This window comes from Euzebya tangerina (genome assembly GCF_003074135.1).
Classification (GTDB): Bacteria; Actinomycetota; Nitriliruptoria; order Euzebyales; family Euzebyaceae; genus Euzebya; species Euzebya tangerina.
Genome location: NZ_PPDK01000001.1, coordinates 2,912,169 through 2,928,352, shown reverse-complemented (window position 1 = coordinate 2,928,352; position 16,184 = coordinate 2,912,169). Strand labels below are relative to the sequence as shown.

Sequence of the window (16,184 nt, the reverse complement as noted above, 5' to 3'; positions counted from 1 at the left end):
GTGGTTGGGATACTACGCAATGGAACTCAGCTGATCGCGTCTCGCCGGTAGTCCATCAGGTTCGCCCCGACGCTGGCGACGAGGACCGCCAAACGGCCGAGCGGTAGCCCGATCACGCCGGTCTCGGTGCCCTCGATGTGCTCGACGAACGCGCCCGCGATGCCTTGAATGCCGTAGCCGCCGGCCTTGTCCAGCGGGTCGCCCGTCGCGACGTACCCCTCGATCTCCGAGGGGCTGAGACGCCGGAACCGGACCTTGGTCCGCTCGACCCCAGACGCCCCTTGCGGACCCAACTTGACCGCGACCCCGGTCAGCACGGAGTGCTCCCGACCGGACAGGCCCCGCAGCATCATCGTGGCCCGCTCGTCCGTGGCTGGTTTGCCCAGCACCTCCCCGTCGGAGATGACGACGGTGTCGGCTGCCACGACCAGATCGTCCGGCTCGACCTCGACGGCCGAGACCTTCCGGCGCGCCAGGCGTTGGACCATGGCGGAGGGGGATTCGCCGTGCCGTGGGGACTCGTCCACATCGGCTGGGACCACGACCACCTCCAGACCCAGTCGGTCGTGAAGCAGATCACGGCGACGGGGGGATGCGGAGGCCAGCACCAGCCGGCTCATCCGCCACTCACCACCGCTGCGGCCTCGCGGGCCAGTGGGGCGCGATGGTCGCGGGAAGCCAGCCATCCGTGTGGCAACTTGACCGGCTTCGGGCCGTGGGTGTGGCCTCGCCGCATCTGCATGGCACCCGCAGGCATGGGCGCCGGCTCGTCCAGGTCCGCGAGCAGCGAGCGGAGTTCGTCCAGGCGCTCCACCTGCCGGAGCCGCAATCGGACAGCCTTGCCGATCGCAAAGCCCTGGAGGTACCAGTTGACGTGCTTGCGGATGTCCCGCATGCCGGCGAGCTCACCCATGTGGGCGACCAGGAGCTCACCGTGCTCGGCCAACATCGCGCAGACCTCGGTCAAGCCGGGTGGTGGCGGCACCGGCTGGCCGGTCAACGCCGCTTGCAGGTCGCGGAACAGCCATGGGCGACCCAGACAGCCACGGCCGACCACCACCCCGTGACAGCCGGTGTGGTCGATCATGCGCAGCGCATCCTCAGCCGCCCAGATGTCGCCGTTGCCCAGGACCGCCATGTCGTCGCCGACCGTCTCGACGAGCGTCGCGATCGAGTCCCAGTCGGCGTGGCCGGCGTACGCCTCCTCCGCGGTCCGCCCGTGGAGGGTGATCGCCACGGCCCCCGCGTCACGAGCCGCGCGGCCGGCGTCACGATACGTCAGGTGATCATCATCGATGCCCTTGCGGACCTTCACCGTCACCGGACGACCACCAGCGGCTTCAACCGCCGCTGCCACCAGCTCGAAGAACAGGCCGGTGCGCCACGGCAGTGCCGCTCCCCCACCGTGCCGGGTGACCTTAGGTGCGGGACAGCCGAAGTTGAGGTCGATGTGGTCGACCAGGTCGTGGCGGTCGAGGACCGCGACACCCTCACGGAGGTGGGCGGGCTCCGTGGCGTACAGCTGGATGGACCGCTGCACCTCGTCCGGACCGAACGCTGCGCGCAGGAGGCGCTTCTCGCGGCCTGTGGGTCGCTGGTCGTCGTACTTGCCCTCCGCCACCTCCTCCTGAACAGCGGCGATGGCACCCTGCTCCTCAGCGTCGATCAGCGCGCGGGCACCGACCATCTCGCTGACGAACAGGCCGCCGCCGTACCGGCGGCACAACGTCCGAAAGGGCACGTTGGTCACACCGGCCATGGGGGCGAGCACCACAGGCGGGTCGGCGGTGACCTGCCGACGCCCGCCATCGAGCACCAGGGGAGTCATACCTCCGATGGTGCCATGGCCGCTCCGGCCATCAGGTCGAGCGTCAGGTCGTGGAGGACACCGCGTTCGCGCGGACCAACTCCACCGCGCCCAGGGCATCCTCAACCCGGTCTGCGGGCACCAGGATGTGGTCGTGGTGGTAGCCCGCGATGACGTTGCACGGGATGTCGCTCATGGCGAAGGCCGTCGCGATGGTCGCCGTCACCCCGACGGCGTTCAGCGAGGTGTGCGTCGTCAGGCTGAGCCACACCGACTCGTACTCGTACGCCAGGCCCGCCGTCACGGCTTCCTCGTGCTTGACCACGATCGAGGTGCCCTCGATCTCGGAGACCATCGCCATGATCGGCAGGTCCGGCAGCGGCTGGCCCACCGGGACGGTCGCGTAGACGTACAGGCCAACCCGTCGGCGAACCTGCAACGAGGTGAGGATCTGCCCCAGATCGCTCTCACCCGGCATGGCTGGCCCTTCGACGAACGCGCCGCAGCTCAGACATCCAGATTCTCCGCATACTGGGCATTCTCCTCGATCCAGCCACGCCGGTCAGCCGCACTGTTCCCCATCAGCAGACCGAAGATCCGCTCGGCGTTCGCGGCATCCTCGATGGTCACGCGGAGCAGAGTGCGACGGGCAGGGTCCATGGTGGTCTCCCACAGGTGCTCCGGGTTCATCTCCCCGAGCCCCTTGAAGCGGTCGACGTGGACGCCGCCACCGACGTTCTTCGGGTCGACCTTGAACACCTTGCGCAGCAACTGGTCGCGCTCTCGGTCACTCATGGCGTACTCGACCTGCTTCTTCGAGCGCAGTTGATACAGCGGCGGCTGGGCCAGGTAGACGTGGCCCTTGTCGATCAGGTCCGGCATCAGCCGGTAGAAGAACGTCAGCAGGAGCGTTGTGATGTGACCCCCGTCGACGTCGGCGTCGGCCATCAGGATGATCTTGTGGTACCGGAGGTTCGAGATGTCGAACTCCGGCTCGACACCGGTGCCGATGGCCTTGATGAGGTTGGTGATCTCCTCGTTGGCCAGGATGCGGCGCAGTTGGGCCTTGTAGACGTTGAGGACCTTGCCGCGCAGCGGCAGGATCGCCTGCCGGTCTCGGTCCCGACCCTGCTTGGACGAGCCGCCAGCCGAGTCGCCCTCGACGATGTAGAGCTCGGAGTCCTCGGGGTTCCGGCTGGAGCAGTCGGCCAACTTCCCCGGCAACCCGGCCGAGGTGGAGTCGAGGATCCCCTTGCGACGCGTCAGGTCACGGGCGGCCTTGGCGGCCTGCCGGGCCTTGGCGGCCACCAGAGCCTTGGTGATGATCCGCCGGCCGTCACCGGAGTTGCGCTCCAGCCACTCCCCCAGCGCATCGTTCACACAGCGCTCGACGAACGTCCGCATGACGGCGCTGCCCAACCGTCCCTTGGTCTGGCCCTCGAACTGGGGGTCGGGCATCTTGACGCTGACGACGGCGACCATGCCCTCCTTCAGGTCGTCGCCCGTGACGGACTGCGGACCCTTCTGGACGAACAGGCGGGACTGATCACTGCCCCAGCTGTTCAGCGTCCGGGTGAGCGCCTTGCGGAACCCCTCCTCATGGGCCCCGCCATCGGGCGTGCGGATGATGTTGACGTAGGAGCGGATCCGCTCGCTGTGGCCCTGCTCTAGCCAGGTGACGGCGACATCGCAGGCCATGGGCCGGCCCTCGAACTCCTCCGCCCGTGACACCATGATCGGCGCCGACAGCAGCGGCGGCTTGCCGTCCAGCAGGTCCAGCACGAAGTCGGCCAGGCCGTCGGCGTAGCGGAAGGTCTCTGTGGTGCCGCCGCCCTGGGTCTTGGGGCGTTGGTCGGCGAAGTCGATCCGCAGACCGGGGTTCAGCAGCGCCGTCTCCTTCAGCCGGGTCATGATCGTGGCCGGGTCGAACTCGGTGGTGTCGAAGACCTCGGGGTCCGGCCAGAAGCGGATCAGGCTGCCCGTCTTGGTCGTGTCGCCGATCACCTCCAGCTTCTTGGTGCGCTTCCCCTGCTTGAACTGGATCGCGTGGACGTGACCTTCCCGCTTGATCTCGACCTGGGTGCGGATGGACAGCGCGTTGACGACCGAGACGCCGACCCCGTGCAGACCACCGGAGACGGCATAGGCCTGCTGGTCGAACTTGCCGCCCGCGTGCAGCTTGGTCATCACGACCTCGACCGCGGGCATCTTCTCCTTGGCGTGCTGGCCGACCGGGATGCCACGTCCGTCGTCGGTGACCTCGACGCCGCCATCCCGCAGGATCGTGACGCTGATCCGGTTGCAGGCGCCGGCCAGGTGCTCGTCGACGGCGTTGTCGACGACCTCCCAGACCAGGTGGTGCAGGCCGCGGACGTCGGTTGAGCCGATGTACATCCCTGGACGTTTGCGGACGGCTTCGAGGCCTTCGAGGACGCTGATGGACTTCGCGGAGTACTCGGTCATGGGTCAGGCCATGATGACATCGCCCTCCGACATCCCAGCAGGTTTGCTACGGCCCCGTGGGCCGTCTCACGCCCTCAACCCAGGAATCGAGCCAGCGCGTCGCGAGCCGGCTGCAGGTTGGCGATCGGCACGTACTCCCCCGCCTGGTGCGCCTGAGCCGTGAGCCCAGGGCCGTAGTTGAGGGCGGGCACCCCGACCTCGGCGAACCGGGCGACATCGGTCCACGCCTGCTTCGGCGCGACGACCGCGCCGGCCGCGGCAGTAAAGGCCTTGACCGCTGGCGACTCCCGCTCCGGCGGACACGCCGGGGCGATGTCGAGGACCTCGACGGGGCCGACGTCCCCGATCCGGGCCAGGATGGCCTCGGTCGCGGTCTGCGCGTCCTTGTCGGGTGCGAAGCGGTAGTTGAGGCTGACGGTGAACTCGCCGGGGATCACGTTTCGGGCGTTGGTCGTCCAAGCGCCGGTGGGCCCGGCGACCTCCCGGTAGGTCAGGTCGTCGACGACGATGTCCTCCGGCTCCCAGGTCCGCACCTCGGTCAGCCACTCCCCCGCCTTGGTGACGGCGTTGTCCCCGTGCCAGGGCCGGGCACTGTGGGCGGCTTGGCCCTGGATGGTCACCTCGGCGTGCAGTGAGCCCATGCACCCCAGCTGGACCTCGAGATCGGTCGGCTCGAGCACGACCGCGAGGCTCGCGTCGGTCAGGCCAGGGGCTGCCTCGAGCACCTGCCGCAGCTCGTTGCCATCGTGCGGGCCCTCCTCGCCGGCGTAGCCGATCAGCACCAGTCGGTAGGGTCCATCTCGCAGTTCGGAGTCCTCGAAGACGTCCATGGACACCGCCATGCCGGCCTTCATGTCGCTGGTCCCCCGGCCGACGACCCGGTCACCCTCGATGCGGGGCTCCCGATCCAGGTCAGTCGGTGGGACGACGTCGATGTGGCTGACCAGCAGGACCGTCGGTCTGGTGTCACCGGACTGCTCCGGCGGTGCGGCGACCACGCTGTTGGCGACTCGCATGACCACGTCGCCACGGCTGGCGTAGCGATCGGCCAGCCAGTCGGCGATCGGCCCCTCCTCACCCGTCACACACGGCATGCTGCACAACTCGAGCAGCAACTCGGCGAGGTCGTTGCGTTCGTTCATTGCCGGCAGCGTAGCCAGCAACCCGGTCAGCCGGTCGCGAGACTCTCGATCAGGGCGAGGCCACCCCCGAATTGGACACCCAGGACGAAGACGATGATCGCGGCCAGGATCCCGATCATGGTCATCTCGCCCGTGCTGCGGCGCTCGAGGAAGTTCTTGATTGGCTCCATGCAGTTCAAGACGGTAGGAATGGGCGTCCTGATACACAATCGTCCGGACGGGACATGGCCGACCGGCCCAGTCTGCCGGTCGAGACCCCGAGGCGGGCGACTCAGTTGTCGTGCAGTGCCTCGTTCAGCCCCTGCCACGAGGCTCCGCTGCGGACGACGGCCTGGACCTGTCCGGTGACGGAGTTGCGCCGGAAGAGCAACCCGTCGGCTCCGGAGAGGTCGCGGGCCTTGACGACGGAGTCGTCGGGCATGGTGACCTGGGTTCCGGCCGTGAGGTAGAGCCCCGCCTCGACGATGCAGTCATCCCCGAGGGAGATCCCCAGACCCGAGTTCGCCCCCAGCAGGCAGTTCTGCCCGATCCGGATCGTCTCCTGCCCGCCGCCGGAGAGGGTCCCCATGATCGAGGCGCCGCCGCCCACGTCGGAGCCGTCACCGACCACGACGCCGGCCGATATCCGACCCTCGACCATCGAGGCCCCGAGCGTGCCGGCATTGAAGTTGCAGAATCCCTCGTGCATCACGGTGGTCCCGGCCGCCAGGTGGGCACCCAGTCGGACCCGGTTGCCGTCGGCGATCCGGACGCCGGAGGGGACGACGTAGTCGAGCATCGCCGGGAACTTGTCGACCAGGCGGACCTCGACGTTCAGTCCTCGGGCCTTGGCTGCCAACCGGGCGGCCTCGAACCCGTCCACCTCGAAGGGGCCGTGGTTGGTCCAGACGCAGTTGGTCAGGACGCCGAAGATGCCGGCGACGTTCAGGCCGTGCGGCTGCACCAGCCGGTGGCTGAGCAGGTGCAGACGGAGGTAGGCGTCGATCGGGTCGGTCGGCGGGTCGTCGTAGTCCGCGATGAGGGCGGCCACGAGTCGGCGGGTGCCCCCAGCAGCCGGCTGGTCGACCAGGTCGGCCAGGACGCGCCAGGCCTGCAGGTTCGGGTGCGGGACCTCAACCGCTTCGGCCCGCGCAAGCCCCTCGATCAGCCGGGCCAGTTGGCCCCCCGTCACCTGGACGGTGGCGGAGCTCCCATCAAGACCGAGGACGGTGGCCAGGGTTGCGGCAGCGAAGGGAGAGCCGTCGTTGACCACTGGATAGCTGACGTCGAGCACCGCGCCGGAGGGACCCACCGTGGCCATGCCGAGGCCCCAGGCAGCGGGGCGCACATAGCCGGGGATCGCCTCTTCCAGCTCCGTGGTGGCGGCGTGGATGTCCTCGATGGTCTGCATGGCCGCGCAGGATAACTGCCGCAGACTCAGGTCGGCAGCTCACCCGCGTCGATCGCCGCGCCCCAGACCGCAGCAGCCCGGCGGCACCCCTCCAGGTCCGGCACCAACGCCAGCCGGATCCAGCCCCGGCCGGACGGACCGAACGCCGAGCCGGGCGAGACGATGATCCGGTGCTCCAGCAGGGTCTCGGCGTAGGCACGGTCGTCTCCACCGGGAACCTGGGCCCAGAGGTAGAACGTGGCCTCGGAGCCGCTGACCACCAGGCCTCTGGAGGCACAGAAGTCCAGCATCACCTCCCGCTTCGCCTGGAAGATCCGCCGACGATCTGCGGCGTGCCCGTCCTCGGCCCAGGCCGCGGCGGCCGCCAGCTGGACGAACTCCGGTGAGCCGGTCCCGATGTTGGGCCGCATGATGCGCTGCTGCGCGATCAGCGTCGGGTCGCCGACCACCGCCCCACACCGGTACCCCGTCATCCCGCTGCGCTTGGACAGGCTGAAGTAGACCAGCAGCCCGTCCAGCCGTCCGTCCGCCACGTCCAACACCGACGGCGGCTGCGGCCCCTGCGGCGGGTACACGTCGATGTAGCACTCGTCGGATCCGAGGACGACGCCGTGTCGTCGCGCGACGGCCACCTGGTCGGCCAGATACGACGCCGTCGCGGTCGCTCCGGTGGGGTTGTGCGGATAGTTCAGCCACGCGATGAACGCACGGTCCAGCCGGTCGATGTCGAGCTCCGCGAGATCCAGGAGCCAGCCCGTCTCAGCCCGCAGGTCCACCCGGTCGGAGGCACCTCCGGCGAAGAGCGCCCCGCGCTCGTAGGGCTGGTAGCCCGGAGATCCCCAGATCGCGTGGCGGCGCGACCCGGCCGCGTCGAGCAACGCCAGCGGCGTGTGGAAGATCGCCTCCTTCGAGCCGGCGGACGGCAGCACCTCGGTGTCGGGGTCGACGGTCACGCCGAACCGACGGTGGACCCAGCCCGCGATGGCGGCCCGAAGCTCGGGCAGGCCTGCCGCCGTCGGGTACTGCGACACCGCCGGCACGGCGTCGATCAGCGCCTGGCGGATGAACGCTGGGGTCGGCTCGACCGGGTCACCGATGGAGAAGTCGTAGACCACCTCCGGCTGCGCCCGCATGGCTCGCGCCATGTCCTGGAAGGCTGCCAGCGGGTAGCCGCCCAACTCCTGGAGGACGGGATTGGTCGGGAGCGGCGGCCGCGCGCCGGAGGCTGTCATGTATCAAGCGTGGCATGCCGATCTCTCCCCTGTGACGGAACCCTTACAGCTGGTGCGTCCGGGACCCGTTTCGGCTCCGAATCAGTTGTGCTGTCACACGCAACCGATATCGACCAGCCATCCAACAGGTGGCCCTTTGCCAACTGTTTGCACAGCAAGTGGAAACCCATGGGCCGCTTCAGCCGTCTACTGGGACAACGGCAGTCAGCCATTCACGAGAGGACGCCAGGTGACCCTCCCATCCCAGCCATCACGACGTTCGTCGCGCAACGCGCGCCGCAACTCCGTTCCCGAGGACCTACTGGACCTGTACTTCGGTGAGTTGGGCAAGGTCGCGCTGCTGACGGCAGCTGACGAGGTCCGCCTGGCCAAGGCGATCGAGGCGGGCGTCGAGGCACAGGAGCGTCTTGACGGGGACGAGCCCCTGACGGATGCAGAGCGCCGCGCGCTGACGGCGACAGCGACGGAGGGCGAGGCAGCGTTCGACCACTTCGTCGCCGCGAACCTGCGGCTGGTGGTGTCGGTGGCGTCCAAGTTCTCCCGCCGCTCGAAGCTCGGCCTCGACGAGCTGATCCAGGAGGGCAACCTGGGGCTCATCCGCGCCGTCGAGAAGTTCGACTGGCGCAAGGGCTTCAAGTTCTCCACCTACGCGACGTGGTGGATCCGCCAGGCCATCCAGCGGGGTGTGGCGGCCAGCGAACGCACCATCCGTCTGCCCGTGGCGCTCCACGATGCGCTGGTCAAGGTCCGTGCGGCCCGGGCGCGCCTGGAGGCCCTGAACGGCGAGGAGCCCACCATCGAGGAGCTGGCCGAGGCGACGCGGCTGACCGAACACCGGGTTCGCCGCGCGCTTGACGCCGACAAGACGGTGACGTCACTGGACCGCCGGGTGGGGCACGACTCCGACGCCAGCGAGATGGGCGACTTCGTCGCGATCGCCGACGACCAACCGGCCGAGGAAGTCGTGGAGGCCGAGTTCAACCGGTCGCTGCTGCTGCTGGCCGAGAACCGCTTGGACCCCCGGTCGTGGTACGTCATCATGCGCCGGTACGGCCTCGACGGTCGGACCGTGATGACGCTGGACGCCCTGGGCAAGGAACTCGGCCTGTCCCGCGAGAGCGTCCGGAAGATCGAGACCCAGGCCCTCAATCGGCTGCAGAAGGAGTTGCGGGCCGCCTGAGGCGCTATTCCCCTGCGGTGCTGTTCCCCTGCGGCGCTGTTCCCGGGTCGCGCATGAGTAGCGTGGGCCCGTGCCCGCCCGACCGCCGACGACCACGTCCCTGCTGGTCAGCGACCGTCTTCCGCGACGCCGGCTGGCCGGGACGATGTGGCAGGGCATGGGGAGTCGTGCCGGACGGACCGTCACCCGGCTTCCCGACCGCGGGTATCGCCGGGCCGAGCAGGGCTCGGTCGGCCCCATCCTGCTGGAGGTGCGGCCGAGCGGCGATCACATCGACCTGCAGATCTGGGGACCCGCGGCCACCCCGACGGGCGAGGCGGAGCGCGCCCTGGCGGCGTGCAAGGCCTGGGCGGGGTTCGATGATGACCTCAGCGGGTTCGCGGACGTCATCGCCGGGACGCCGGTCCTCCGTCGGGTGGCCAGCCAGATCGGCGAGCCCATCATCGGCGTCATGCCGCGCGCCGCGGAGTCCTTCGGCCGTGCCGTCCTCGGTCAACTCGTCCAGGGCCTCGAAGCCGGCCGCTCGATCGCCCAGATGGTCGCCATGACCGGGACACCGACCGGCCACGGGGTGTGGGCCTACCCCACCCGGTCGTCGCTGGGGGCAACCTCCGCCCACGAGCTACGGCGCTGCGGGATCTCACTGCGCTCAGCGGGCGCGTTGCACGCCTTCACGGTGGATGAGGCCCGCTTCCAGGCGCTCGCGAACGCCAGGGACTGGCACGCGATGAACACCCACCTCCGCCGGGTCAAGGGCTGTGGGGTGTGGACGTCGGCGGAGACGCGGCTGTACCTGGGCGACGCCGATGCGATCAGCTTCGGCGACTACCACATACCGGCTCTGGTGGGATGGGCGCTGGGTGAGCGGACGGAGACCGACGAGGCGATGGCCGAGTTGCTGGCCCCGTACAAGCCGCACCGCGGCCGGGTCATCCGGCTTCTGGAATCGGCTGCGGGTCGAGGATTGGTGTCCTCGAAGCCCCGTCGGGGACCTCGGGCGGCGCTGTCGGAGCACCGGTACTGGTAATCACGGCGGTGCCGTCATCCAGCCTGGTCTGGATGGCCTCGGCATCCGCCGCGAGCGTATTGACCATCGTGGTGAAGATCGGCCCGTGGAAGGGCAGCAGCACCCACCAGTAGACCCGCCCCAGCAGACCACGTGGACTCAGCAGGCCGCGCTGGACGATCTCGGTGCCCGACTCGGTCGGGTTCAGGCGGAACTCGAGCCAGGCATCTCCGGGCAGGCGCATCTCGGCACGCAACCGCACCAGTTGATTCGGAACCACGCTCTCCACCCGCCAGAAGTCGAGGGCGTCACCCGGTCGCAGCGAGTTGGGATCCCGCCGACCGCGCCGCAGCCCGACCCCGCCGACCGCCAGGTCGAGCAGCCCCCGCAGGGTCCACGCCCACTGATGCGTCGGCCAGCCGCGATCTCCGCCGATCCTGGTGACGGCGCGGAACGTCGCCTCTGCGCCGGCACGTGCCGTGGCGCTGCGCACGTCCTTCAACAGGACTCCACCGGCCCAGTCCGGGTCGCCCGGGAACGGGTCTGCCGGAGAGCGCCCGGCCAGGTCGGCTTCGCGCCAGGACGTCTCGACCTCGTGATCGGCGACGCGCTTGAGTGCCAGCCGGACGGCCTCGTCGTATGGCAGGCAGGGAGTGGGATCGAGGTCGCGCCCCTGCTCATGTCCGTCCCGGACGACCACGTCCACCGTGAGGCTCTCGACCAGCGGCCGGGCCAGGCCGAACGGGACCGGGGTCATGAGGTTGACCCAGTGGCTGGACAGCGAGGGGGTCAGCACCGGCACGGTGACGATGATCCGACGCCGAAGACCGGCGACGGCCGCGTAGCGCTGCATCATCTGCCGGTACGTCATGACCTCGGGACCACCGATGTCGATGTCATGGTCCTCGGCATCGCGGGTGTCCATGGCGGCGATGAGGTAGCGCAGCACGTCCCGGATGGCGATCGGCTGGACCCGCGTCTCGATCCACTGCGGGCAGGTCATGACCGGGAGCTTCTCCGTCAGGTGTCGGAGCATCTCGAAGGATGCACTCCCCGACCCGATGATGACCGCAGCCCGCAGGGTGGTGACGGGGACGGGCCCGGCGGCCAGGATGTCGGCAACCTCACCTCGTGAGGCCAGATGCCGTGAGCTGTCGTCGTCGACCTCACCCAGTCCACCGAGGTAGACAATCCGCTTCACGCCGGCGGCATGGGCAGCGAATGTCACCCCCATCGCGGCCTGGCGGTCGGCGCTCGCGAAGTCCTTCGCCGAGCCCATCTGGTGCACGAGGTGGTAGACGCCCTCACAGCCCTCGAGCGCCCGATCGAGGTCTGCCCGGACCGTCGCGTCACCGCGGACGACCTCGACCTGGTCCTTCCACGGCTGCTGGTCCAGCTTGCCCGGCGAGCGCACCAGACAGCGGACGGCGAACCCTGCGCTGAGCAGGCGTGGGACCAACCGGCCGCCGACGTACCCCGTTGCGCCGAGAACACAGATGAGCGGAGACGAAGGGTCCATGGTCGAGGTTGTACCCAATCGGTCGAGGTCTGTCCCGGGCACCTACTCTGAGCCCCGCATGGCAGACCACTACACCACCCTGGGCGTCGATCCGAGTGCAGACTTCGAGGAGATCCGGGCCGCCCACCGAGCGGCGATGCGGCAGGTCCACCCCGACGTCGCCGGCGCCGGACCGCGCACGACTGCCCGGGCTGCCATGGTGAACGAGGCCTGGGCCGTGCTGAAGGACCCGCGTCGTCGGGCAGCCTACGACCGCGCCCGGAGCCGCGAGGTCAGCTCCAGTCACGAGGCCGGCAACGGATCACGCCGCACCGACGCGCCGTCCTGGGGACCTGGCGGCCTCCGACCGGTCACGGTCGAGCAGCTGCGGGAGGCGGCCGCCCGGGAGCAGGCCTATGGCGAGGTCGGCCGCCGGCACCGGGAGGCCTTCTCCGAGGCCAGTTGGCGCATCGGCCTGCGGATCGTGACCGTGGGCGCCGCCCTCCTGGCCCTCGTCGTGGCCGTGGTCGCCAGCGGCGCTTGACCGAGCAGGACTCAGCCGGAGACGATGGGCAGGCCGGGGCCGGCGTCGGTCGGCGGTGCGGCGGTGTCGGCAGCGTGCTGCAGCGGCTGCAGGAACGGCATCGCGCTGGGTTCCAGCTCCTCCGGTTCGGCGAAGTCCCCCAGGCCGGCCGGCTCGTCAAGGACAGCGGCCGTGAGGAACGCCCCACGCTGCCGTGCCCCGTAGACCACGACCAGCAGATCCTGGCCGTCCGGTCCGTCGGCTTCCGCCAGGAACCCGAAGCAGGCGGCGTTGGCCGGGACCATCTGCCGGGCTGCCAACACGCTCAGCGCATCCTTCCGGGCGCCGTCCTCATCCGGGAAGCCCTCGAGTGCGACCACCTTGGTGGATTCCTCCAGCGGCAGCACCACCGTCACCGGATGGGGCCGCTCGGTTCGCGCCACGAGATCCTTGGCCGCCTCCTCCACCAGCATGCGGAGCTGATCGATGGTCACGAGCTCTCCTCGTCCAGCAACTCCTCGGCCAGGCGGTCGATCGCGACCTCGAATGCCTCGTCCCAGTTGTTGTCGGCCGCGATCGGCGGCACGAGATCTTCGGCGATCTCCTCCCGAAGGCCGGCGCTGACCGCGAAGTCGTCGACGGGCCGCACCCCCAGACAGCGCTCCCGATCCTCTTCTGTCGACGTGAAGTCGCCCGGCCGGGCGACGGCCACGAGCGCGACATCGGCCTCCCACGCCTGGACGAACTCGAGTCCGGCACGGAACGCCTCGCCGCAGTTCGCCTGCTCGGTCTCGTAGGTCAGCACGACGATGTCGAGTCCCCGCTCGCCGATGTCGGCGAGCCGCGATTCAAGAGCGGATTGGTCAAGGACGTCGGCCTGATCCTGGACGTAACCCGACCGATCCAGGATGGACACGTCGACCGGCGGCTCGCCGCACCCGGCGACCAGCACGGCCAGCGCCGCGGCAAGCCAGATCGTCCTCATACGCGCTCGCCCCAGCGCTCGACGGGGCTCTCGATGGCGTGGCGGACCGCCACCTCCGCCACGGCGGACGCGTCGGCGTCGGGCCCGACCGTGCGCAGGGGGACATCGGTCTGGACGGGGACGACGTGCTGCATCGCGGCGATGTACTCGGCTGTCTCCGCGAGCGTCCGGGCCAGCGCCGGCGTCTGCGCCTCGGCGTCGTCGACCAGCGCACCCAGGTTCGGGTAGGCCGCGATCAGCTTCTGCGCCGTCTTCGCGCCGACCCCCTTGACGCCGGGCAGCCCGTCGGACGGGTCGCCCCGCAGGATCGCGAAGTCGACGTAGCGGTCAGCGGGGATCCCGAAGGCCTCGACGACGCCCGACTCGTCGTACCGGGTCATCTTCGTCACCCCGGACACGGTGAACCACACCTGGACCACCGGGTCGCGTACCAGCTGGATAAGGTCGCGATCCCCGGTGAGGATGACCACCCGGTCGGACTCTCCGGCGGCTGCCGCCAGCGTGCCGATGGCATCGTCGGCCTCCCAGCCGGGCGCCTCGACGATCTGCTCACCGAGCAGCGGCAGCAGGCCGCGGAGCAGCCCGAACTGCCAGATGATCTCATCCGGGGGCTCGGCGCGCTCCGCCTTGTACTGCGGGTAGTGGGCCAGCCGGCCCTCCGGCACCTCGGCATCGTCCCAGCAGTGGCTGATCCGATCCGGCCGGAGCTCCGCGGCGACGGTGGAGACCATGTCCAGATAGCCGCGGACGGCGTTGACCGCGTGGCCCTCCGCGTCCGTGATGGACGTCGGCAAGGCGAAGAACGCCCGGAACATCAGGCTCGAGGTGTCGATGAGCAGGTGGGATGTCATGACCGTGGTGAGCTCAGGCGGGGACGATCTTGGCGATGTCCCCGCTCAGGCTGAGGACGAGGACCTCCCCGCGGTGGTCGACGCCGAAGCCCACGGGTGAGCCGCCGCTGACCCGAACGTCGAGGTCTGCCTGGTCGATCACGGTGCCGTCGTCGCCGACGATGAGGCCGCGGATCGAGCTGCGGCAGATGTCGCTGTAGAGGTAGACGCCGTCGAGTTCCGGGATGTCGTTCCCCCGGTACACCACGCCGCCGGTGATCGAGCAGTTCCCCTGCGCGTGGCTCTCCTCGAGGATCGGGGGGGTGTGGTCGGCCAGGCTCGACCCGGCGAACGGACGGGAGCCCTCGAAGACGGGCCAGCCGTAGTTGCGGCCGCCGCCGGTCCCGGCCGGGACGAAGTCGATCTCCTCGATCCGGTCCTGTCCGACGTCACCGATGTAGAAGTCGTCGGTCTCCGGGTCGAAGGCGATGCGCCACGGGTTGCGGAGCCCGTAGGCCCACAACTCCGGCGCGCCGCCCCCGTCGACGAAGGGGTTGTCGGGAGGGACGGTGTAGGGCTGCGCACCGGTCACGTCGAGCCGGACGATGCCCCCGAGGAGGGTGCCGGTGTTCTGGCCGTTGCCGAAGCGGTCGTCGGAGGCACCCCCGTCACCCAGGGCCCAGTACAGGTAGTCGTCGGGCCCCCAGACGAGGTCGCCGCCGTTGTGGTTGCTGGCGGGCTGGTCCACCTCGATGATCTCGCGCCGGGTCGACACGTCGGCGACGCCGTCGGTGATCTGGAACTCGTCCAGGACCGAGTCACCAGCGTTGTCGGTCGAGGAGGTGTACAGCGTGTCGCCGTCCGGGCTGAATGCCAGTCCCAGCAGACCGCGTTCGCCGTTCGCGGACACCGTGCTCGAGATGTCGAGCACCTCTCGCAACCCGTCCGGACCGAGCGCCTGGATGGACCCACGCCGCTCGATGATCCACAGCTCGTCGGTCCCCGGTCGGGGCTTGACCATGAGTGGCTGGTTGACGGACACCACCGTCTCGAGGCCGATCCGGACGTCGCTCAGCGCCACATCGCTGGCGGGGGCGGCGCCGAAGACGACGACGGGGTCGGGCTGCTCGGCGCTCAGGTACTCGGCGGTCCCGGGCGTGATCTCGCCTTCGTTGGTGTACAGGATCGGCATGCCCCGTTGCGCAGCGTAGGCAGCTCCGGCGAAGAGTCGTGTCCAGTCATCGTCGGCGAACCCGTCGGCCAGTGCTACGCCCGATCCGCGCTCAGCGAGGTCGGTGCCCCACAGCTCTCGTGCGAAGGCCACCGCTGTCGTGTCACGCGTCGGCCCGGACACGCGGCGGGTGGGCGCGAACTCCTCGGCCTGCTGCAGAACCGTGTCGGACAGGGCCTGATCGCCGCCGAGGAGGACGATCTCCGCGGGTGCCATCTCCTGCAGCGCGGCCGCCACGGCAGGGTGCAGCTGGTCGGTGGGTGTTACGAGGATGCGACTTCGCGTCGTTGCCGCGAAGGAGCCGATCGACCCCGCGTCGGCGAAGTTGTCCGATCGTGCCAACAGCACGGTGTCCGAGGGATCGGAGATGCGCTCTGCGATCGCCACCGCGGTCTCCACACGGCTGGGGCCATCCAGTCGCTCGACGCAGTACGGGAACTGCCGCAGTTCGTCCTCGACGGCCTGACTGACCGCGTTGACGCCGCCGGCGAGGAAGATCGTGCCTGCCCCGCCGTCGGCACAGTCGAACGGCGGCATCGTGCGCTCGATCTCCTGGATGACCTCTCCGCGCAAGGACGCCTGGGGCCCCCCATCGGTGAACAGCACGGCGCCGTCGGGCCCAGCGAGGGCGGTGGCGGCCAGGTTGTCGGCGAACACGTCGGACCGGCCGAGGACGATGGTGCTGGTCAACTGCTCCCCGTCGGGACCGGCTGTCCGCGCTTGGTTCAGTTCGATGGCCGAGACGACGGGGTCCTGGTCGGTTCCGATCCGCTGGGGCTCCCCGGCGGCCACCATCGGGTTCGGGAGCAGCGGGAAGAGCAGGACCACCGCGGCGGCCAGCATGAGGGCGCGACGGGTTGGGTGGGGACTGCGTTGGGCTCGCATTGGGACTCCTGG

The 16,184-nt window shown here is 69.6% G+C and carries 16 protein-coding genes; 3 read left to right on the top strand and 13 right to left on the bottom strand.

Annotation, left to right across the window (positions count from 1 at the left end):
• Nucleotides 1–26 precede the first annotated feature (26 nt).
• The 8 genes from C1746_RS13575 to dapC form a co-directional block, all read right to left on the bottom strand.
• Nucleotides 27–620 carry a Maf family protein gene (locus C1746_RS13575; RefSeq protein WP_116715087.1) on the bottom strand — a complete coding sequence of 198 codons (594 nt, stop codon included), beginning with the start codon at nt 618–620 and terminating at the stop codon, nt 27–29.
• Entirely contained in the window at nt 617–1,828 is a 1,212-nt protein-coding gene (locus C1746_RS13570; RefSeq protein ID WP_116715086.1) for a tRNA dihydrouridine synthase, read from the bottom strand. The genes C1746_RS13575 and C1746_RS13570 overlap by 4 nt, the downstream gene beginning before the upstream one ends.
• 43 nt (nt 1,829–1,871) lie before the next feature.
• A complete protein-coding gene (locus C1746_RS13565) occupies nt 1,872–2,285 on the bottom strand; it encodes an ACT domain-containing protein (RefSeq protein ID WP_116715085.1) in 414 nt (137 codons plus the stop codon).
• Between the two features lie 29 nt (nt 2,286–2,314).
• Complete coding sequence (locus C1746_RS13560) at nt 2,315–4,270, bottom strand: DNA gyrase/topoisomerase IV subunit B (RefSeq protein WP_116715084.1); 1,956 nt, start codon at nt 4,268–4,270, stop codon at nt 2,315–2,317.
• Between the two features lie 74 nt (nt 4,271–4,344).
• Nucleotides 4,345–5,412 carry a succinyl-diaminopimelate desuccinylase gene (gene dapE / locus C1746_RS13555; RefSeq protein WP_116715083.1) on the bottom strand — a complete coding sequence of 356 codons (1,068 nt, stop codon included), beginning with the start codon at nt 5,410–5,412 and terminating at the stop codon, nt 4,345–4,347.
• A 26-nt stretch (nt 5,413–5,438) separates the two neighbouring features.
• On the bottom strand, nt 5,439–5,582 hold the full coding sequence (locus C1746_RS22095; RefSeq protein WP_162867728.1) for a hypothetical protein: 144 nt from the start codon (nt 5,580–5,582) through the stop codon (nt 5,439–5,441).
• A 101-nt stretch (nt 5,583–5,683) separates the two neighbouring features.
• Nucleotides 5,684–6,802, bottom strand: a complete 1,119-nt coding sequence (locus C1746_RS13550; protein ID WP_116715082.1) for a tetrahydrodipicolinate N-succinyltransferase N-terminal domain-containing protein — start codon at nt 6,800–6,802, stop codon at nt 5,684–5,686.
• Nucleotides 6,803–6,828: 26 nt separating this feature from the next.
• A complete protein-coding gene (dapC, locus tag C1746_RS13545) occupies nt 6,829–8,034 on the bottom strand; it encodes a succinyldiaminopimelate transaminase (protein ID WP_116715081.1) in 1,206 nt (401 codons plus the stop codon).
• 229 nt (nt 8,035–8,263) lie between these two features.
• On the opposite strand from dapC, the gene C1746_RS13540 reads away from it, so the two are divergent.
• Nucleotides 8,264–9,214, top strand: coding sequence for a sigma-70 family RNA polymerase sigma factor (locus tag C1746_RS13540; RefSeq protein ID WP_162867727.1), 951 nt, complete (start codon nt 8,264–8,266; stop codon nt 9,212–9,214).
• Between the two features lie 70 nt (nt 9,215–9,284).
• A complete protein-coding gene (locus tag C1746_RS13535; protein ID WP_116715079.1) occupies nt 9,285–10,241 on the top strand; it encodes a DNA-3-methyladenine glycosylase family protein in 957 nt (318 codons plus the stop codon).
• Here the strand turns inward: C1746_RS13535 and C1746_RS13530 are convergent.
• Complete coding sequence (locus C1746_RS13530) at nt 10,144–11,739, bottom strand: SDR family oxidoreductase (RefSeq protein ID WP_116715078.1); 1,596 nt, start codon at nt 11,737–11,739, stop codon at nt 10,144–10,146. The genes C1746_RS13535 and C1746_RS13530 overlap by 98 nt on opposite strands.
• A 58-nt stretch (nt 11,740–11,797) precedes the next feature.
• Here C1746_RS13530 and C1746_RS13525 point away from each other — a divergent pair, with 58 nt between their 5' ends.
• The gene (locus C1746_RS13525) at nt 11,798–12,262 is read left to right on the top strand and encodes a J domain-containing protein (RefSeq protein ID WP_162867726.1); all 465 of its coding nucleotides are present in this window, start codon (nt 11,798–11,800) and stop codon (nt 12,260–12,262) included.
• A gap of 11 nt (nt 12,263–12,273) precedes the next feature.
• Here the strand turns inward: C1746_RS13525 and C1746_RS13520 are convergent, their stop codons facing one another.
• From C1746_RS13520 to C1746_RS13505, 4 genes are read right to left on the bottom strand one after another with little or no spacing between them, the layout of a single operon-like run.
• On the bottom strand, nt 12,274–12,735 hold the full coding sequence (locus tag C1746_RS13520) for a hypothetical protein (RefSeq protein WP_116715077.1): 462 nt from the start codon (nt 12,733–12,735) through the stop codon (nt 12,274–12,276).
• A complete protein-coding gene (locus C1746_RS13515; protein WP_116715076.1) occupies nt 12,732–13,226 on the bottom strand; it encodes a TPM domain-containing protein in 495 nt (164 codons plus the stop codon). Before C1746_RS13515 ends, C1746_RS13520 begins: the two co-directional genes overlap by 4 nt.
• Nucleotides 13,223–14,077, bottom strand: a complete 855-nt coding sequence (locus C1746_RS13510) for a 5'-3' exonuclease (protein ID WP_116715075.1) — start codon at nt 14,075–14,077, stop codon at nt 13,223–13,225. The genes C1746_RS13515 and C1746_RS13510 overlap by 4 nt, the downstream gene beginning before the upstream one ends.
• 13 nt (nt 14,078–14,090) lie before the next feature.
• Nucleotides 14,091–16,172 carry a PQQ-dependent sugar dehydrogenase gene (locus C1746_RS13505; RefSeq protein ID WP_116715074.1) on the bottom strand — a complete coding sequence of 694 codons (2,082 nt, stop codon included), beginning with the start codon at nt 16,170–16,172 and terminating at the stop codon, nt 14,091–14,093.
• Nucleotides 16,173–16,184: the final 12 nt, after the last annotated feature.